Source organism: Streptomyces sp. NPDC050418 (assembly GCF_044458745.1).
Classification (GTDB): Bacteria; Actinomycetota; Actinomycetes; order Streptomycetales; family Streptomycetaceae; genus Streptomyces.
This window is the reverse complement of record NZ_JBITIG010000006.1, coordinates 16,144-33,384: the sequence shown is the minus strand read 5'-3', so window position 1 is coordinate 33,384 and position 17,241 is coordinate 16,144. Positions and strand designations below refer to the sequence as shown.

At 70.8% G+C, this 17,241-nt stretch carries 18 protein-coding genes; 10 read left to right on the top strand and 8 right to left on the bottom strand.

Annotation, left to right across the window (positions count from 1 at the left end):
• Positions 1–4 precede the first annotated feature (4 nt).
• Together ACIBI4_RS15405 and moaA are read left to right on the top strand one after the other, a co-directional pair.
• Positions 5–1,636 (top strand): cation acetate symporter, encoded by a 1,632-nt coding sequence (locus ACIBI4_RS15405; RefSeq protein ID WP_399204807.1) that lies wholly within the window; start codon positions 5–7, stop codon positions 1,634–1,636.
• A 159-nt stretch (positions 1,637–1,795) separates the two neighbouring features.
• Positions 1,796–2,788: a GTP 3',8-cyclase MoaA gene (moaA, locus tag ACIBI4_RS15400; RefSeq protein ID WP_399204362.1), complete on the top strand. Its 993-nt coding sequence runs from the start codon at positions 1,796–1,798 to the stop codon at positions 2,786–2,788.
• A 19-nt stretch (positions 2,789–2,807) separates the two neighbouring features.
• Here the strand turns inward: moaA and ACIBI4_RS15395 are convergent, their stop codons facing one another.
• Positions 2,808–3,044 (bottom strand): hypothetical protein, encoded by a 237-nt coding sequence (locus tag ACIBI4_RS15395; RefSeq protein ID WP_399204361.1) that lies wholly within the window; start codon positions 3,042–3,044, stop codon positions 2,808–2,810.
• Between the two features lie 187 nt (positions 3,045–3,231).
• Positions 3,232–3,615: a DUF3099 domain-containing protein gene (locus tag ACIBI4_RS15390; RefSeq protein ID WP_399204360.1), complete on the bottom strand. Its 384-nt coding sequence runs from the start codon at positions 3,613–3,615 to the stop codon at positions 3,232–3,234.
• A 213-nt stretch (positions 3,616–3,828) separates the two neighbouring features.
• Between ACIBI4_RS15390 and ACIBI4_RS15385 the strand changes: the two genes are divergently transcribed.
• Positions 3,829–4,107: a GlsB/YeaQ/YmgE family stress response membrane protein gene (locus ACIBI4_RS15385; protein WP_399204359.1), complete on the top strand. Its 279-nt coding sequence runs from the start codon at positions 3,829–3,831 to the stop codon at positions 4,105–4,107.
• A 78-nt stretch (positions 4,108–4,185) separates the two neighbouring features.
• Here ACIBI4_RS15385 and tyrS read toward each other — a convergent pair whose 3' ends face one another.
• From tyrS to ACIBI4_RS15370, 3 genes are all read right to left on the bottom strand, one after another.
• The gene (gene tyrS, locus ACIBI4_RS15380; RefSeq protein ID WP_399204357.1) at positions 4,186–5,454 is read right to left on the bottom strand and encodes a tyrosine--tRNA ligase; all 1,269 of its coding nucleotides are present in this window, start codon (positions 5,452–5,454) and stop codon (positions 4,186–4,188) included.
• A gap of 134 nt (positions 5,455–5,588) precedes the next feature.
• Complete coding sequence (locus tag ACIBI4_RS15375) at positions 5,589–6,992, bottom strand: metallopeptidase TldD-related protein (protein WP_399204356.1); 1,404 nt, start codon at positions 6,990–6,992, stop codon at positions 5,589–5,591.
• Positions 6,989–8,521 carry a TldD/PmbA family protein gene (locus tag ACIBI4_RS15370; RefSeq protein WP_399204355.1) on the bottom strand — a complete coding sequence of 511 codons (1,533 nt, stop codon included), beginning with the start codon at positions 8,519–8,521 and terminating at the stop codon, positions 6,989–6,991. The genes ACIBI4_RS15375 and ACIBI4_RS15370 overlap by 4 nt, the downstream gene beginning before the upstream one ends.
• Before the next feature lie 129 nt (positions 8,522–8,650).
• On the opposite strand from ACIBI4_RS15370, the gene fabG reads away from it, so the two are divergent.
• The 3 genes from fabG (at position 8,651) to ACIBI4_RS15355 (ending at position 10,710) form a co-directional block, all read left to right on the top strand.
• On the top strand, positions 8,651–9,367 hold the full coding sequence (gene fabG / locus ACIBI4_RS15365) for a 3-oxoacyl-[acyl-carrier-protein] reductase (protein ID WP_399204354.1): 717 nt from the start codon (positions 8,651–8,653) through the stop codon (positions 9,365–9,367).
• A 5-nt stretch (positions 9,368–9,372) separates the two neighbouring features.
• The gene (gene fabI / locus ACIBI4_RS15360; RefSeq protein ID WP_399204353.1) at positions 9,373–10,140 is read left to right on the top strand and encodes an enoyl-ACP reductase FabI; all 768 of its coding nucleotides are present in this window, start codon (positions 9,373–9,375) and stop codon (positions 10,138–10,140) included.
• Positions 10,141–10,356: 216 nt separating this feature from the next.
• A complete protein-coding gene (locus ACIBI4_RS15355) occupies positions 10,357–10,710 on the top strand; it encodes a hypothetical protein (protein ID WP_399204352.1) in 354 nt (117 codons plus the stop codon).
• Here ACIBI4_RS15355 and ACIBI4_RS15350 read toward each other — a convergent pair whose 3' ends face one another.
• Positions 10,711–11,394, bottom strand: a complete 684-nt coding sequence (locus ACIBI4_RS15350) for a FadR/GntR family transcriptional regulator (RefSeq protein ID WP_399204351.1) — start codon at positions 11,392–11,394, stop codon at positions 10,711–10,713.
• A gap of 121 nt (positions 11,395–11,515) precedes the next feature.
• Here ACIBI4_RS15350 and ACIBI4_RS15345 point away from each other — a divergent pair, with 121 nt between their 5' ends.
• The 4 genes from ACIBI4_RS15345 to ACIBI4_RS15330 all read left to right on the top strand — a co-directional run bounded on the left by ACIBI4_RS15345 (position 11,516) and on the right by ACIBI4_RS15330 (position 13,992).
• On the top strand, positions 11,516–12,811 hold the full coding sequence (locus tag ACIBI4_RS15345; protein ID WP_399204350.1) for a CynX/NimT family MFS transporter: 1,296 nt from the start codon (positions 11,516–11,518) through the stop codon (positions 12,809–12,811).
• Between the two features lie 60 nt (positions 12,812–12,871).
• Positions 12,872–12,988 carry an SGM_5486 family transporter-associated protein gene (locus ACIBI4_RS15340; RefSeq protein WP_399204349.1) on the top strand — a complete coding sequence of 39 codons (117 nt, stop codon included), beginning with the start codon at positions 12,872–12,874 and terminating at the stop codon, positions 12,986–12,988.
• Positions 12,989–13,154: 166 nt separating this feature from the next.
• Entirely contained in the window at positions 13,155–13,367 is a 213-nt protein-coding gene (locus tag ACIBI4_RS15335; protein WP_399204348.1) for a hypothetical protein, read from the top strand.
• Between the two features lie 106 nt (positions 13,368–13,473).
• Positions 13,474–13,992 carry a SixA phosphatase family protein gene (locus ACIBI4_RS15330; RefSeq protein WP_399204347.1) on the top strand — a complete coding sequence of 173 codons (519 nt, stop codon included), beginning with the start codon at positions 13,474–13,476 and terminating at the stop codon, positions 13,990–13,992.
• A gap of 75 nt (positions 13,993–14,067) precedes the next feature.
• Here ACIBI4_RS15330 and serB read toward each other — a convergent pair whose 3' ends face one another.
• Positions 14,068–15,285, bottom strand: coding sequence for a phosphoserine phosphatase SerB (serB, locus tag ACIBI4_RS15325; RefSeq protein WP_399204346.1), 1,218 nt, complete (start codon positions 15,283–15,285; stop codon positions 14,068–14,070).
• Between the two features lie 266 nt (positions 15,286–15,551).
• Entirely contained in the window at positions 15,552–16,988 is a 1,437-nt protein-coding gene (locus ACIBI4_RS15320; protein ID WP_399204345.1) for a streptophobe family protein, read from the bottom strand.
• Positions 16,989–17,241 lie beyond the last annotated feature (253 nt).

The window sequence follows — 17,241 nt, the reverse complement described above, 5'->3', positions numbered from 1 at the left end:
CCCCATGATCCAGTCCGCGATGGGTGACACCCTGCTCGCGGCCAACGAGGCCAGCGAACACCGGCCGCTGATCATCTCGCTGTTCGGGGCGTTCGTCCTCGCGACCCTCGGCATCACGATCTGGGCCGGACGGCAGACCAAGGACGCCTCCGACTTCTACGCGGGCGGACGGTCGTTCACCGCGTTCCAGAACGGACTCGCCGTCTCCGGCGACTACATGTCGGCCGCGTCGTTCCTCGGTATCGCGGGCGCCATCGCGCTCTTCGGCTACGACGGCTTCCTGTACTCCATCGGCTTCCTCGTCGCCTGGCTGGTGGCGCTGCTCCTGGTCGCCGAGCCGCTGCGCAACTCCGGCCGCTACACGATGGGCGACGTCCTCGCGTACCGCATGCGGCAGCGTCCCGTGCGGACTGCCGCCGGCACCTCGACCATCGTCGTCTCGATCTTCTATCTGCTCGCGCAGATGGCAGGCGCCGGTGTGCTCGTCTCGCTGCTCCTCGGCATCACCTCGGACGCGGGCAAGATCGGCATCGTCGCCCTGGTCGGCGTCCTGATGATCGTCTACGTGTCCATCGGCGGCATGAAGGGCACCACCTGGGTCCAGATGGTCAAGGCCGTGCTCCTGATCGGCGGCACGATCCTCATCACCTTCCTGGTGCTGCTCAAGTTCAACTTCAACATCTCCGACCTGCTCGGCACCGCCGCCGAGAACAGCGGCAAGGGCGACGCCTTCCTGGAGCCCGGGCTGCAGTACGGAGCGGACGCGACCACCAAGCTCGACTTCATCTCGCTCGGCATCGCCCTGGTGCTCGGCACCGCCGGTCTGCCGCACATCCTGATCCGCTTCTACACGGTGCCCAACGCCAAGGCCGCCCGTAAGTCCGTGAACTGGGCGATCGGCATCATCGGCGGCTTCTACCTGATGACCATCGCGCTCGGCTTCGGCGCGGCGGCCCTCATCAAGCCGGACGAGATCATCGCGTCCAACCCGTCCGGGAACACGGCGGCCCCGCTGCTCGCCCTGCACCTGGGCGGCACCGACTCGGCCTGGGGCGCGATCCTGCTCGCCGTGATCTCCGCTGTCGCCTTCGCCACCATCCTGGCCGTGGTCGCGGGCCTCACCCTCGCGTCCTCGTCCTCGTTCGCGCATGACATCTACGCCAACGTCATCAAGCGCGGCAAGGCCACCGAGAAGGAGGAGATGCGCGCCGCGAAGCTCGCCACCATCGGCATCGGCGCGGTGTCCATCCTGCTCGGCGCCCTGGCCCGCGACCTCAACGTCGCCGGCCTCGTCGCCCTCGCCTTCGCCGTGGCGGCCTCGGCGAACCTGCCGACGATCCTCTACAGCCTGTTCTGGAAGCGGTTCACCACCCAGGGCGCCCTGTGGTCGATCTACGGTGGTCTGATCGTCGCCGTCGGCCTGGTGCTCTTCTCGCCGGTCGTCTCCGGCGACCCGAAGGCGATGTTCCCGGACGTGGACTTCGCCTGGTTCCCGCTGAAGAACCCGGGTCTGATCTCCATCCCGTTCGGCTTCCTGATGGGCTGGCTTGGCACCGTCCTGTCCAAGGAGGAGCCCGACACCGGCAAGTACGCGGAGCTCGAGGTCCGCTCGCTCACCGGCACCGGCGCCCACTGACGGCGCTCCGGTCCGCACGGGTCACGGCCGCGTCGTAGGTCTCTACGACGCGGCCGTACCGGTCGTCGTGCGATCAACACCCTGATACCTGTCAGCCCCCTCGCGTAGGCTCGTATACAGAAGCCAGTTCCAGCCGCATCGCCAAGGGAGGGGCCCCACGTGCTCATCGACACGTTCGGCCGCGTGGCCACCGATCTCCGGGTCTCGCTCACGGACCGGTGCAATCTGCGGTGCACCTACTGCATGCCCGAAGAGGGCCTGCAGTGGCTGGCCAAGCCCGACCTGCTCACCGACGACGAGATCGTCCGGCTGATCCGTATCGCCGTCACACAGCTCGGCGTCGAAGAGGTCCGCTTCACCGGCGGTGAGCCGCTGCTGCGCCCCGGGATCGTCGGCATCGTCGAGCGCGTCGCGGCCCTCGGGCCGCGCCCCAAGATGTCCCTGACCACCAACGGCATCGGCCTCAAGCGCACCGCCACCGCCCTCAAGGCGGCGGGCCTGGACCGGGTGAACGTCTCGCTCGACACCCTGCGCCCCGACGTCTTCAAGACGCTCACCCGCCGCGACCGCCACCAGGACGTGCTCGACGGCATGGCCGCCGCCCGCGACGCCGGTCTGACCCCGGTCAAGGTCAATGCGGTCCTGATGCCCGGCCTCAACGACGACGAGGCCCCCGACCTCCTCGCCTGGGCGATGGAGAACGACTACGAGCTGCGGTTCATCGAGCAGATGCCGCTGGACGCCCAGCACGGCTGGAAGCGCGACGGGATGATCACGGCCGGTGACATCCTGCAGTCGCTGCGCACCCGCTTCTCGCTCACCGAGGAGGGCCAGGACGAGCGCGGCTCCGCCCCGGCCGAGCGCTGGATCGTCGACGGCGGCCCGCACACCGTGGGCGTGATCGCCTCGGTCACCCGCCCGTTCTGCCGCGCCTGCGACCGGACGCGCCTGACGGCCGACGGCCAGGTGCGCACCTGTCTGTTCGCCACCGAGGAGACCGATCTGCGCGCGGCCCTGCGCGCCGAGGACTCCTCGGACGAAGAGGTCGCCCGGCTGTGGAAGCTGGCGATGTGGGGCAAGAAGGCCGGTTCTGGTCTGGACGACCCCACGTTCCTTCAGCCCGCCCGCCCCATGTCCGCGATCGGCGGCTAGCCGCTCGTCAAATCGGCGGCTAGTCGCTCTCCTGCGCGGCGTCCCAGTCGGAGAGCCGTACGACATCCTTCAAGAACCCGCGCACGCCCAGGAATTGGGACAGGTGCTCGCGGTGCTCCTCACACGCGAGCCAGGTCTTGCGGCGCTCCGGCGTGTGCACCTTCGGGTTGTTCCACGCGAGGACCCAGACCGCGGCGGTCCGGCAGCCCTTGGCGGAGCACTGCGGGGTGTCGATGGAAGGTTCGGGGAGGATCACGCCTCAACCCTAAACGCTGCGGAAAAGGCGACGCCGAGCAGCCACGGGGGGAGCTGCCCGGCGTCGGTCTGTCGCTCCGACGGGGGATGCGGAGCGCGTACGAAGTATGTCACGGGGGACCCCGTGCGGTGCACCGGAACTACATGATTGATCTGAGCTTTTCTTGAGCTTTGCAGACCGGTGCAGGTCAGGTTCGGCTGCCCGAGCCCTCCTGTGTCTCCTGCCCCGCGGATTCCGGGACGGATTCCGCCGGATCGGGTGCGGAGGGCGGCGGCAGCATCGGCCGCACGGGCGCCGCGACGAAGGTCGACGGCAGCGAAGGGACGTTCTCCCGCCCGGCGTTGGCGATCACGACGGCGATGTAGGGGAGCAGCACACCCGCGGCGAGCGCCACGATGGCGACATGCCGCTCCACGTTCCACAGGACGGCCGCGAGAATCACCGACAGCGTCCGGATCGACATGGAGATCACGTAGCGGCGCTGCCTGCCCCGGACGTCGTCCGCGAGGGACTGGCGCGCTCCCGTGATCCGGAAGACCTCGGTCCCGCCCGCTGTGCTCTGCTTCCGCATCACGTTCCACCACCCGCTCTGCTGCCGGACTCTCCCCGGACCGGACACGGCTCCACGGTACGCCGGGCCTGCGCAGCCTTCGAGACCGGGGCGGTCGCCGCCGGGGCGGATCCACTGCGCCGTACCCCGTATGGGGGTGCCCGACATGCGCCGTATGGCCGAGGGACGGAGACTGGCGGTACTGCTCACCCGTGCGCATATGAGGAGGCGGTCATGGGCTGGTTGTGGGCGATCATTGTGGGATTTGTACTGGGTCTGCTCGCGAAGGCGATCCTGCCCGGAAAGCAGCACATGCCGCTGTGGATGACCACCATCCTCGGCATCATCGGCGGTGTGGCCGGCAACTCCCTCGCGGCGGGCTTCGGCATCGACGAGACCCGCGGTATCGACTGGGGCCGGCACGCGCTGCAGATCGCTGCGGCCGTCGTGCTCGTCTTCCTGGGCGACATGATCTACAAGGCGGTCAAGGGCGGCAGCAGACAGGCCACCTGAGCCTTCGGTACACGCATGAGGGGCCGGTCCATACGGACCGGCCCCTCATGTGCGTGCGTCAGCCCGCGACGACCTCGATCAGCCCGCGACGACCTCGATCGCCGCCAGGTTCTTCTTGCCGCGCCGCAGCACCAGCCAGCGGCCGTGCAGCAGGTCCTGAGCGGCGGGGACCGCGTCCTCGCCGGCGACCTTCACGTTGTTCACGTACGCGCCGCCCTCCTTGACGGTGCGCCGGGCGGCCGACTTCGACGCCACGAGGCCGACCTCCGCGAACAGGTCCACGACCGGGCGCAGCTCGGTGACCTGCGCGTGCGGCACCTCGGACAGCGCGGCGGCCAGGGTGGCCGCGTCGAGGTCACCCAGCTCGCCCTGGCCGAACAGCGCCTTGGACGCGTTCATGACCGCGGCGCACTGGTCGGCGCCGTGCACCAGCGTGGTCAGTTCCTCGGCGAGCGCGCGCTGCGCGGCCCGGGCCTGCGGCCGCTCCTCGGTGAGCTTCTCCAGCTCCTCCAGCTCCTCGCGGGACTTGAAGCTGAGGATGCGCATGTACGTGGAGATGTCACGGTCGTCCGTGTTCAGCCAGAACTGGTAGAACGCGTACGGCGTCGTCATCTCCGGGTCGAGCCAGATGGCGCCGCCCTCGGTCTTGCCGAACTTGGTGCCGTCCGACTTCACCATCAGCGGCGTCGAGTAGCAGTGCACCTCGGCCTCGGGGTGCATCCGGTGGATCAGGTCGATGCCGGCCGTCAGGTTGCCCCACTGGTCCGAGCCGCCCTGCTGGATGACACAGCCGTGGCGCCGGTACAGCTCCAGGAAGTCCATGCCCTGCAGGAGCTGGTAGCTGAACTCCGTGTAGCTGATGCCCTCCTGGGACTCCAGGCGGCGGGCCACCGAGTCCTTGGTGAGCATCTTGTTGACGCGGAAGTGCTTGCCGATGTCGCGCAGGAACTCGATCGCGGACATGCCCGCGGTCCAGTCCAGGTTGTTCACCATCTGCGCCGCGTTCTCGCCCTCGAAGTCGAGGAACGGCTCGATCTGCGAGCGCAGCCGCTGCACCCACTCGGCGATGACCGCCGGGTCGTTCAGCGTGCGCTCCGCGGTCGGGCGCGGGTCGCCGATCTGGCCGGTGGCGCCGCCCACGAGGGCCAGCGGCCGGTGCCCGGCCTGCTGCAGCCGGCGCAGGGTGAGGACCTGGACGAGGTGGCCCACGTGCAGGCTCGCCGCGGTCGGGTCGAAGCCGCAGTAATACGTGACCGGGCCGTCCGCGAGCGCCTTGCGCAGGGCGTCTTCATCAGTGGACTGGGCGAAAAGGCCGCGCCACTTCAGCTCGTCGACGATGTCGGTCACGGTGGTGGATCTCCTCGGGAGGCGGTGAAGCGCCCACGGTCCGCCGCAGGCGCTTCACCAGTCTATGGGGGCGGCGGCCAGGAGCCGACCGGATTCCACCCTTCAAGATCGTCGCCGCAGGATCACCGCCCGGGTCAGACGCCCTGGCTCACCGAGCTCATGTTGAAGTCCGGCACCCGCAGCGGCGGCATCGCGGCACGGGTGAAGTAGTCGCCCCACTCGCGCGGCAGCGTCTTCTCCGTGCGGCCCGCCTCCGTGGCGCGGCCGAGCAGGTCGACGGGGGACTCGTTGAAGCGGAAGTTGTTCACCTCGCCGACCACCTCGCCGTTCTCCACGAGGTACACGCCGTCGCGCGTGAGCCCGGTCAGGAGCAGGGACGCCGGGTCGACCTCGCGGATGTACCAGAGGCAGGTCAGGAGCAGCCCGCGCTCGGTCCCGGCGACCATCTCGTCGAGGGAGCGGTCGCCGCCGCCCTCCAGGACCAGGTTGTCGATGTCCGGGGCGAGGGGCAGTCCCGTCAGGCCCGCGCTGTGCCGCGTCGTGACAAGCCGGGCGAGCTCGCCCTCGCGGATCCACTCGGTGGCCGCGAGCGGCAGACCGTTGTCGAAGACCGACGAGGTGTCGCCCGAGGCGTGCGCGATGACGAAGGGAGCGGACTCCAGACCGGGCTCCCGCGGGTCGCTGCGCAGGGTCAGGGGCAGTTCGCTGAGCCGGTCGCCGATGCGGGTGCCGCCGCCGGGCTTGGAGAAGACGGTCCGGCCCTCCACCGCGTCCCGGCCCGCCGACGACCAGTACTGGTAGATCAGCAGATCCGCCACCGCCGTCGGCGGCAGCAGGGTCTCGTAGCGCCCGGCCGGCAGCTCGATGCGGCGCTCCGCCCAGCCGAGACGCTGGGCGAGTTCGGCGTCGAGCGCTCCGGGGTCCACGTCCGCGAAGTCCCGTGTCGCGCGACCCGCCCACGCCGAGCGCGTACGGTCCGGCGATTTGGCGTTCAGCTCCAGCGTCCCGTTGGGCTGGTCGTGCCGCAGCCGCAGCCCTGTCGACGTACCGACATAGCTCGATGTCATCTCGTGGTGCGCGAACCCGTACAGCTCACGGCCGCCCGAGCGGGCCCGTGCGAAGGCCTCGCCGAGGGCCGGGGCGAACGCGCCGAAGACGGCCGACGAGGTCTCGGCGGGGGAGTCGGCGAAGCCCGGCGAGGCAGGCGTGCCGGACACCAGCGCCCGGGCGTCCTCGGCCGGTTCACCGTCGCGTGCCGCCTTCTCCGCGGCCCGTACGAGATCCTCCAGGTCATCGGCGGTGACGGCCGAGCGCGAGACGACCCCGGAGGCCGTGCCCTCCTTGCCGTCGACCGTGGCGATGACCGTGAGGGTGCGGCCGCGTGTGACGCCGTTCGTGGTGAGCGCGTTGCCCGCCCAGCGCAGGTTGGCGCTGGACTCCTCGTCGGCGATCACCACGCACCCGTCGGCGGTGGACAGGTCCAGGGCCCGCTCGACGATCTCGTGCGGCTTGCTGCCACGGTGCGTCCGAGAGCTCATCGACCGGCCTCCTGCGTCGTGTTGAGGATGTTCACGTTCTGGAAGAGTGCGGAGGGGCAGCCGTGCGAGACCGCCGCCACCTGGCCCGGCTGCGCCTTGCCGCAGTTGAAGGCTCCGCCGAGGACATACGTGTCGGGGCCGCCGACCGCTGCCATCGAGCCCCAGAAGTCGGTGGTCGTCGCCTGGTACGCCACATCGCGCAGCTGGCCCGCGAGCTGCCCGTTCTCGATCCTGAAGAACCGCTGCCCGGTGAACTGGAAGTTGTACCGCTGCATGTCGATCGACCAGGACCTGTCGCCGACCACGTAGATCCCGCGTTCGACCCCCGCGATCAGCTCGTCCGTCGAGGGCCCCTCGGGCGCGGGCTGCAGCGAGACGTTCGCCATCCGCTGCACCGGCACATGGCTCGGGGAGTCCGCGTACGCGCAGCCGTTGGAGCGCTCGAAGCCCGTGAGCTTCGCGATCCGGCGGTCCAGCTGGTAGCCGACGAGCGTGCCGTCCTTCACCAGGTCCCAGGACTGCCCGGCCACGCCCTCGTCGTCGAACCCGATGGTCGCGAGGCCGTGCTCGGCCGTGCGGTCACCGGTCACGTTCATGATCTCGGAGCCGTACGCCAGCTTCCCGAGCTGGTCGAACGTCGCGAACGACGTGCCCGCGTACGCCGCCTCGTAGCCGAGCGCACGGTCCAGCTCCGTGGCGTGGCCGATCGACTCGTGGATCGTCAGCCAGAGGTTCGAGGGGTCGACGACCAGGTCGTAGCGCCCCGCCTCGACACTCGGCGCCCGCATCTTCTCGGCCAGGAACTCCGGGATCTGCGCCAGCTCCTTGTCCCAGTCCCACACCTCCTTGCCGAGGTACTCCCAGCCGCGCCCGACCGGCGGTGCGATGGTGCGCATCGAGTCGAACTCGCCGGTCCGCTCGTCCACCGCCGTCGCGGTCAGCTGCGGATGCAGCCGCACGCGCTGCTGGGTGGTCACCGTCCCCGCCGTGTCCGCGTAGAACTTGTTCTCCTGCACGGTCAGGAGCGAGGCGTCCACATGCGCCACGCCCTCCGCCGCGAGCAGCCGCGCACTCCAGTCGGCGAGCAGCCCGGTCTTCTCGGCGTCCGGCACGTCGAAGGGATTGATCTCGTACGAGGAGATCCACTCCTTGTCCGCATGGACCGGCTCCGCCGCGAGCTCCACCCGCTCGTCCGAACCGGCGGCGGCGATCACCTGCGCGGAGAGCTTCGCCATGGCGACGGCCTGCGAGGCGACCTTCGCGGCCGCGTCCATCGACAGATCGACACCGGAGGCGAACCCCCAGCTGCCGCCGTGCACCACACGGACGGCATAGCCCAGGTCCGTCGTGTCCGACGAACCGGACGGCTTCGCGTCCCTCAGCCGCCAGGCGGCGCTGCGCACCCGCTCGAAGCGGAAGTCCGCGTGGTCGGCGCCGAGCGCACGCGCCCGGGCCAGCGCGGCGTCCGCGAGCGCGCGCAGCGGGAGTGCGGTGAAGGTCGCGTCGAGGACGTGACGGGCTTGGGGCACTTCAGCACCAGCCTTTCTGTAGGGACCCGACAGGGACTGCTCCGGGTCACTGTGGGTGACCGATTCTCCGTAACCACGACGGGCCAGATAAGTTTCCGGGTATCCGACCACTATCGAAAGGGTGATCCGTTGAGCCGCTCGGTTCTCGTCACCGGAGGAAACCGGGGCATCGGCCTCGCCATCGCCCTCGCGTTCGCCGAGGCCGGCGACAAGGTCGCGATCACTTACCGCTCGGGCGACCCCGCCGAGCTGGAGAAGCAGGGTCTCCTCGCCGTCAAGTGCGACATCACCGACAGCGAGCAGGTGGACCAGGCCTACAAGGAGATCGAGGAGAAGCACGGTCCCGTCGAGGTGCTCGTCGCCAACGCCGGCGTCACCAAGGACCAGCTCCTCATGCGCATGTCCGAGGACGACTTCACGTCCGTCCTCGACACCAACCTCACCGGCACCTTCCGTGTCGTGAAGCGCGCCAACCGCGGCATGCTGCGCGCGAAGAAGGGCCGAGTCGTCCTGATCTCGTCGGTCGTGGGCCTTCTCGGCTCGGCCGGCCAGGCCAACTACGCCGCCTCCAAGGCCGCCCTCGTCGGCTTCGCCCGCTCGCTCGCCCGTGAGCTGGGCTCGCGCAACATCACCTTCAACGTCGTCGCGCCCGGTTTCGTCGACACCGACATGACCAAGGTGCTCACCGACGAGCAGCGCGCCGGCATCGTCTCGCAGGTGCCGCTCGGCCGGTACGCGCAGCCGGCGGAGATCGCGGCGGCGGTCGCCTTCCTCGCGTCGGACGACGCTTCGTACATCACTGGTGCCGTCATCCCGGTTGACGGCGGACTGGGAATGGGTCACTGATCACCATGGCTGGAATCCTCGAGGGCAAGAAGATCCTCATCACCGGTGTGCTGATGGAGTCCTCCATCGCCTTCCACGCCGCGAAGCTGGCGCAGGAACAGGGCGCGGAGATCATCCTCACCGCCTGGCCCCGGCCGACGCTGACCGAGCGCATCGCCAAGAAGCTCCCGAAGCCGGTCACGGTCATCGAGCTCGACGTCACCAACGACGAGCACATGGCCTCGCTCGCCGACAAGGTCCGCGCCGACCTCGGCGGTCTCGACGGCGTCGTGCACTCCATCGGCTTCGCGCCGCAGGACGCCCTGGGCGGCAACTTCCTCGACACTCCCTTCGAGTCGGTGTCGACGGCCATGCACGTCTCGGCGTACTCCCTGAAGTCGCTGACGATGGCCCTGAAGCCGCTGATGACCGACGGCGGCTCGGTGGTCGGCCTGACCTTCGACGCGCAGTTCGCGTGGCCGCAGTACGACTGGATGGGCCCGGCGAAGGCCGCGCTGGAGGCGACCAACCGCTACATGGCGCGCTACCTCGGCCCGGACAACATCCGCTGCAACCTCGTCTCGGCCGGCCCGCTCGGCTCGATGGCCGCGAAGTCCATCCCGGGCTTCTCCGACCTGGCCTCGGTCTGGGACACGCGCTCGCCCCTGAACTGGGAGCTCACGGACCCGGAGCCGACGGGCAAGGCGATCGTGGCCCTGCTGTCGGACTGGTTCCCGAAGACGACGGGCGAGATCATCCACGTGGACGGCGGTCTGCACGCCATCGGCGCGTAGTTCCCGTACGAGGGCGGTGACGCCCCGGCCTTCACGGACCCCCGAGGCCCCGTTTCCCGCACCGCGCGGGAGGCGGGGCCTCGCCCGTTCGGGCGCTCTCCGCCTGCGGGCGGGAGGTGAACGGCGCACGGTGGAAGTCCAGTTCCCCCCTTGAGGTGCAGCCGCGGCGGCAGTTGACTGCCGGGTCGCGGTACGGCCGAGGAGGTCTTCCGAGTGGTGCGCAGTCCGCGGTGGTACGGGCCCCTCCTCGCGGGGCTGAGCCTGCTGCTCGTGCTGCCGGGCCACGCCGGCACCGCACCCGCCGCCGCGCAGCCCGCACCCGAGCCGCGTCCCTTCGGCGCCGACTGCCGTACCGGCGTCGACGGGTCCCGGGTCACCGCGTACTGCCACAACCCGTATCCCGAGACGGACCACGTGCGGCTGCACATCGAGTGCGAGCAGTGGTGGGACATCGACACGGACGCCGCGCCGGTCGCGACGGGCCCCGCGCAGACGGTGCGGCTGAGCGGGCGCTGCTGGAAGGGCGTCGGCTCCGCGTGGGTGAGCCACGCCCGCGCGCCCCGAGGCTGATCAGCGCGGGCGGAAGTGCTCCAGGCGGCACATGAACGGGTAGCTCGCCGCCTCGTCCGCCGCCGCCTGCGCGTCCCCGTTCCGGATCGCGTCCACGAGACGGGTGTGGTCCATGTGGTTCTCGGGCCGCAGGGTCTCGCCGATGTCGTCCCGCAGCCAGCCGCGGAGCACATCCCCGAGGTCCGCGTACAGCTCGGTCAGGACGTCGTTGTGCGCGGCCGAGACGACCGCCAGGTGGAAGGTCGCGTCTGCGCCCACGAACGTCTCGCGGTCGCCGGACTCCCAGGCCAGCTCACGCCGGTCCAGGAGCGCGTCGAGCTGCTTCAGGTCGCGCTCGGTGCGCCGCCCCGCTGCCAGCTTCGCCGCCGTGGACTCCAGCGTGGCGCGCAGCTCCGCGATGTGCCGCGGATCGGCGGACGCGAAGCGCTGCTGCATCACCCCGGCCAGCTCGCTCGTGGCCACCACGTACGTGCCCGAGCCCTGGCGGATGTCGAGGAGCCCGTTGTGCGCGAGCGCGCGCACCGCCTCGCGCACCGTGTTGCGCGCCACGCCCAGCTGCTCGACCAGCTCGGGCTCGGTGGGGATGCGGGAGCCGACCGGCCACTCGCCCGAGGTGATCTGGTTCCTGAGCTCGGCGATCACCTGGTCGGCGAGCGCGGAGCGCCGCGGGGACGAGAGGGCCATGGCTCTTCCTTCAGCAGAACTACGAAAGCGGCGGTCGACCTGACCGTACCGCCGGGCCGGAACCGGGTGTGACCAGGACCGACTGGACAACCAATCATCCCATGATTCTATGATGGCTCTCATGGCCAGTGAGAAGTCGACAGTTCTGCCCCCGACCGAGGCGCCCGCCGCCACCTCCGCGGCGACCCCCCTCGCGCAGCCCGAGCCCGCCTCGGCCGCGCGCACCTGGGGCGTGCCCTTCGTGATCGCCGGCATCGTCCTGGCCGCCCTCAACCTGCGCCCCGCCATCACCAGCCTCGGCGCCCTCCTCGAAGAGGTACGGGTCGGCCTGGGCATGAGCGGCTCGGTCGCCGGTGTCCTCACCTCCGTACCGCCGCTCTGCTTCGCGGTCTTCGGCAGCCTGGCCCCGCGCCTGGCCCGCCGCTTCGGCCCGGCGGCCGTCGTCTGCGGCGGCATGGCCGCCATCGCGGCCGGCCTCGTGGTGCGCCCGTTCACCGGCAGCACCGCCGCCTTCCTCGCCACCAGCGCCCTCGCGCTCGCGGGCATCGCCGTCTCCAACGTCCTGATGCCCGTCGTCATCAAGGAGTGGTTCCCGCAGCGCGTCGGCTCGATGACCGGGCTCTACTCGATGGCCCTCGCGCTGGGCACCTCGCTCGCGGCCGCCATCACCGTCCCCGTCACGGAGGCGCTCGGCGGCAGCTGGCAGACCGGCCTCGCCGTGTGGGCCGCGCTCGCCGCAGCCGCGGTGATCCCGTGGCTGCCGGTGCTCCGAGGGCCCCGTAACCCCGCCGTCGCCACCTCCCCCGAGCAGGCGCCGCAGCCCGCGGTGAAGCTGCGGATCACGCGCAGTGGTACGGCGTGGGCGCTGGCCGTCTTCTTCGGGCTCCAGGCCACCGGCGCGTACATCACGATGGGCTGGATGCCGCAGATCTTCCGCGACGCCGGGGTCTCCGCCGAGACCGCCGGTGTGCTCCTGGCCATCACCATGGCCGTCGGAGTCCCGCTGTCCTTCGTGATCCCGCGCACCGCGGCCCGCATGAACCACCAGGGCCCCATCGTCGCCGCGCTCGGCATCTGCGGACTCATCGGCTACACCGGCCTCTACCTCGCCCCCGCCGGCGGAGCCTGGGTGTGGGCCGTGGTGCTCGGCATCTCCAACTGCTCGTTCCCGCTGGCCCTCACCATGGTCGGGATGCGCGCCCGGACCGGTCCGGGTGTCGTGCAGCTGTCGGCCTTCGCGCAGAGCGCGGGCTATCTCCTGTCGATCCCGGGACCGCTGCTCGTCGGCGTCCTCTACCAGCACACCGGTGGCTGGGAGGTGCCGATCGTCCTCATGGGCGCGATCCTCGTGCCGCAGATCGTCTTCGGCATCCTGGCCGGACGGCAGCGCACCGTCGAGGACGAGTGCGCGGCCTGACCATCGTTGCCGGGTGACCCCGGCGGCGGGGGAGTGCGCAAAGGGTGCGAGACTGGCCGTATGCCAGTGCTCGACCCGCACCCCAAGAACAGCCAGAAGAAGCTGCTCATCGTCTTCGGCGCCATGATGGCGATCACCGTCGTCATCGGGATCATCGCCACGATCGCCTCACCGTGACCGCCCCCGTGGCGCCCCATGGTGGTGCTGGCACCACCATCCCCTAGGGGGCTGGTGTCAGGGTCAAGTGGGTGGATCACCGGATGGGTTGGAGGCCCGGGCCTCCGTAGGTTTGTGAGTACGCCGCGAGGACGCGGCCACCCAGACCTGAAGACCCGGAGGCGTCATGTCGGCCCCAGCGCACACCCGCTCCCCGCAGCAGGCCCGTGACGCCGGCACCCGCCTTCCGTGGTGGGGCGTCGTCCTTCCCGTGATCGCCTTCGTCGCGCTGCTCATGATCGTGCTGCATCCGGCCGAGGCGCACGCCACGACCGGCGACCCGGCCGTCGGCGACTTCCTCGGCCGCCTCAAGGAAGCGCTGATGTTCCGCATCCCGTGAACCGCTTCCGCGTTCTTCGCCGTCCCGTGAACCGGCCGTCATCCTTCGAGGGAGAGCCCGTCAACTCCCTGCGCCGCAGGGAGCGTTTCGTGCGAAGCTGGGACACATGAGTGTCGATACACCGCGCAGGCTTGTCCTCCTCAGGCACGCGAAGGCCGACTGGCCCCAGATCTCCGACCACGAAAGGCCGTTGGCCGAACGGGGCCGCAAGGACGCCCCTTCGGTGGGCCGCCGGCTCGCGGAGAGCGGGATCGCCTTCGACCTCGCCGTCTGCTCCACGGCCGCCCGCACCCGCGAGACCTGGAAGCTGGCCGTCGGCGAGCTGCCGCACCGCCCGCGGACCGTGTACGAGGAGCGGGTCTACGAGGCCTCGCCCGGCGAACTGATCGCCGTGCTCAACGAGACGCAGGACGATGTCGCGGATCTGCTCCTGATCGGCCACAACCCCGGGATGCAGGCCCTCACCGAGATCCTCGCGGGCTCCGCCGACGACGAGGTGCTGGCGCGGCTCAACCGCCGCGGATTCCCGACCTCGGCGATGGCGATGCTGACCTTCAAGGGCTCCTGGAAGTCCCTGGAGCCGGGCGTGGCGAAGCTCTTCGACTACTGGGCGCCGAACGAGTAGGCAGCGCACCTGGATTCCATACGTACGCGAGGGCCCCGGCAGCGCTGCCGGGGCCCTCGATGTGTGTGAGGGCGCTCAGCCCACGTGGGTGTCGGCCGCCTCGACCTCTTCGCGGGTGACGCCGAGGAGATAGAGCACCGTGTCGAGGAACGGGAAGTTCACCGCGGTGTGCGCCGCCTCCCGCACGACAGGCTTCGCGTTGAACGCGACACCGAGGCCCGCCGCGTTGAGCATGTCGAGGTCGTTGGCGCCGTCGCCGATCGCCACCGTCTGCTCCAGCGGGACACCGGCCTCCGCGGCGAAACGCTTGAGGAGCCGCGCCTTCCCGGCCCGGTCCACGATCTCGCCGGTGACCCGGCCGGTCAGCTTTCCGTCGACGATCTCCAGGGTGTTGGCCTGCGCGAAGTCGAGGCCGAGACGCTCCCGCAGATCATCCGTGACCTGGGTGAACCCGCCCGATACGACGCCGACTTGGTAGCCGAGCCGCTTGAGCGTGCGCACCAGGGTGCGGGCGCCGGGCGTGAGCCGCACCTCGGAGCGCACCTTGTCGACGACCGAGGCGTCGAGGCCCTCCAGGAGCGCGACCCGGGCGTGCAGCGACTGCTCGAAGTCCAGCTCGCCGCGCATCGCGCGGGCGGTCACCTCGGCGACCTCCTCCTCGCAGCCCGCGTGCGCGGCGAAGAGCTCGATGACCTCGTCCTGGATCAGCGTCGAGTCGACATCCATCACGACGAGCCGCTGGGCGCGGCGGTGCAGCCCCGCCGAGACGACGGCCACGTCGACGCCGAGCGCGGCGGCCTCTATGGCGAGGGCGGTGCGCAGCGGTTCCGTCGGCGTACCGGAGACAGCGAACTCCACGGCGGTCACCGGGTACTTGGCGAGCCGGAAGATACGGTCGATGTTGCCGCCGGTCGCGGTGATGCACGCCGCGATGGCGGCGGTGGACTCGGCGGTCAGCGGGTGCCCGAGGACGGTGACGTGGGAACGGCCCTCGCCGCGGGGGCGGTTGTCGCCGACGCCCGAGATGATCTCGGCCTGCAGTTTGAGCGAGTCCGCCCAGCTGTGCACGGTCGACCGCAGCTCGCCCTCGAGCCCGGCCGCGGGCTCGGTGACGAGCGCGCAGAGCACGATCCGGCCCCGGGTCACGACCTGCTCCAGATCGACGACGTCGACGGAGAAGGCGGCCAGGGTGTCGAAGAGCCCGGCGGTGATCCCGGGCCGGTCCTTCCCGAAGATCTTGACAAGCAGCGTGGGGACATCGGCGTTGCCCTGCGGGGGCTGCGGTGAGCTCATGGTGGGTCCACGGTAGCGGGCGCCCGGATCGGGGGTGGGGGGTGCCCGGGTTGTGGGATGGGGTGGGGTGCGGTCTCGTTCTTGGGCGCGGGTGCGTGGCGCCTGCGGCGGGCTCCCTCCCCCACCCCGCCCCTTCCCGAAAATTCAGCCCGTCCGGCGATTGAGGACATCCGAACGAAGTTCGGATGCGGGGTCCGGGGCGAAGCCCCCCACGCGGCGGAGCCGCAAATGTCACTGCCGGGAAGGGGCGGGGTGGGGGAAGAAGATCACCGGCCGCCACCGGACCCCGGCGGATCCCGGAAGTCGTCCGGGAGCTGGAGGTACGGGTTGGTGTGCGGATTCGCCGGCCGGAACGGCGGTGCGGGATCGTAGGGACCCGAGGCGTCCGGGTCCGGTGCATCCAGGTCGGGCACGGCCCCGCCGACACTCACCGCACGCCCACCCGCCGCCCCCGTCCCGTACGCGAGAAGCCCTCCGAGCCCTCCGGCCCCAAGCCCCCACGCGGCCCCGAGCAGCACCCCGAGACCCGCCTGCCCCTGCAGCGACAACCCGGCCCCGAAGGCGTCGAAGCCCAGGACGGACAGGGACGCGTCCGCGGTGACCGTGGTGAGCTGGATCAGGAGCGGCACCGCGAGCGCCGTGGCCGCGCCGAGCCGCACCGCGCACCGCCCCGCGAACCCCGCCGCCGACAAGGGCCCCACGGGAGTGCGCACCGCCGTGAGCACCCCCGCGAACAGCATCATCACCGCGACGGCCACCACGAGCAGCCACACCCGCCCGTCGAGCGAGGCGAGCCGCCCGATCGTGGCGGGTTCGTCCGCGCCGACCCGGAAAAACTCGTCGAGCGGCGCCGGCAGGACCTCGGTCAGCGCACCGGTCGCCTTGCCCTCCCAGGGCACGAACATCCCGAGCGGCACCGCGAGCCACACGCCGTTGGGTGCCCCGAGCAGTGCGGCCCCCGCGATCCGCCCGGGATGGTCGTCGCCGACCGCCGCGTACGCCGCCGCCGCGAGCCCCGCCGCCACCGCCACCAGGAGCACCGTGACGAGGGCGGACACCGCGGGCCGTACGACCGTGTGCAGGGACGAGAGCGCCGCGGGCAGCGCCGTGCGGCGCGAGGCGAGGAGCGCGATGGCCAGCACCCCGAGCACCCACACCAGGCCGCCGAGCAGGGAGGGCCCCGTGTTCACGGTGAAGCCGACCGCCGCCTCGGCCTCGGCGAGATCGCCGAGCCGGTCGGGGAGCAGATCGCCGAGTCCGCCCGGCAGGTCGTCGGTGAGACCGCCGCCGCCCGGCAGCTCGTCGAGCCCGAGCGAGGCGCCGTCGAGGGTGATCACGTCGTGGCCGGCCCAGGCGAGCCCGGCCAGCATCGCGAGGAAGAGCACCGCCACGGCGCCCGCCCGCGCGGCCAGCTCGCGGGCCGTCACGTCAACTCCCAGGGCCCGTAACGACCGCAGGAAGAAGAAGGCGAGGAGCAGGGCGCCCGCGAGCCCGACTCCCAGCGGAGTCACCTCTATTGCGGTCGTCGCTTCCGCGCCATCGAGGCCGAAAGCCGACACATCGCCCGAAGGGGTCACCGAACCGCCCGCCCCGAGCACCACGGCCGCGGCCGTCATCGGTCCGAGCGAGCCTGCCGCGTCCGCGCCGAGCAGATGGAGGCCGAGGGCCGCGACCCCGGCCATCCCGATGAGGGCCCAGCTCACACAGGCCACCGCGGTGAGCAGTACATCACCCCAGCGAATCCGCGGCACTTGGCCGGCCGCCGCAGTCGACCGCATCGCGCCCATCGGCCGTCCCCCGATCCGTAGACCTTTGCCACCTATGTACAGATTCGCTCCTGTGGGATCCGCCAGGAGCGGGTGATCGATCTGTTCCGTTCCGCATGATCTGTCTGCACTGATGGGTGATTACTACTCTCCGGGGCGGTTTCCGGACCGTCAACGGGGCGAACCGCAG

Excerpts from the sequence above, each read along its gene's own strand:
- ACIBI4_RS15405 (WP_399204807.1), top strand. The coding sequence starts at position 5 with ATGATCCAGTCCGCGATGGGTGACACCCTGCTCGCGGCCAACGAGGCC.
- ACIBI4_RS15390 (WP_399204360.1), bottom strand. The coding sequence starts at position 3,615 with ATGCGGAAGCAGAGCACAGCGGGCGGGACCGAGGTCTTCCGGATCACG.
- ACIBI4_RS15385 (WP_399204359.1), top strand. The coding sequence starts at position 3,829 with ATGGGCTGGTTGTGGGCGATCATTGTGGGATTTGTACTGGGTCTGCTC.
- ACIBI4_RS15375 (WP_399204356.1), bottom strand. The coding sequence starts at position 6,992 with ATGAGCTCTCGGACGCACCGTGGCAGCAAGCCGCACGAGATCGTCGAG.
- fabI (WP_399204353.1), top strand. The coding sequence starts at position 9,373 with ATGGCTGGAATCCTCGAGGGCAAGAAGATCCTCATCACCGGTGTGCTG.
- ACIBI4_RS15350 (WP_399204351.1), bottom strand. The coding sequence starts at position 11,394 with ATGGCCCTCTCGTCCCCGCGGCGCTCCGCGCTCGCCGACCAGGTGATC.
- ACIBI4_RS15345 (WP_399204350.1), top strand. The coding sequence starts at position 11,516 with ATGGCCAGTGAGAAGTCGACAGTTCTGCCCCCGACCGAGGCGCCCGCC.
- ACIBI4_RS15340 (WP_399204349.1), top strand. The coding sequence starts at position 12,872 with ATGCCAGTGCTCGACCCGCACCCCAAGAACAGCCAGAAGAAGCTGCTC.
- ACIBI4_RS15335 (WP_399204348.1), top strand. The coding sequence starts at position 13,155 with ATGTCGGCCCCAGCGCACACCCGCTCCCCGCAGCAGGCCCGTGACGCC.
- ACIBI4_RS15330 (WP_399204347.1), top strand. The coding sequence starts at position 13,474 with ATGAGTGTCGATACACCGCGCAGGCTTGTCCTCCTCAGGCACGCGAAG.
- serB (WP_399204346.1), bottom strand. The coding sequence starts at position 15,285 with ATGAGCTCACCGCAGCCCCCGCAGGGCAACGCCGATGTCCCCACGCTG.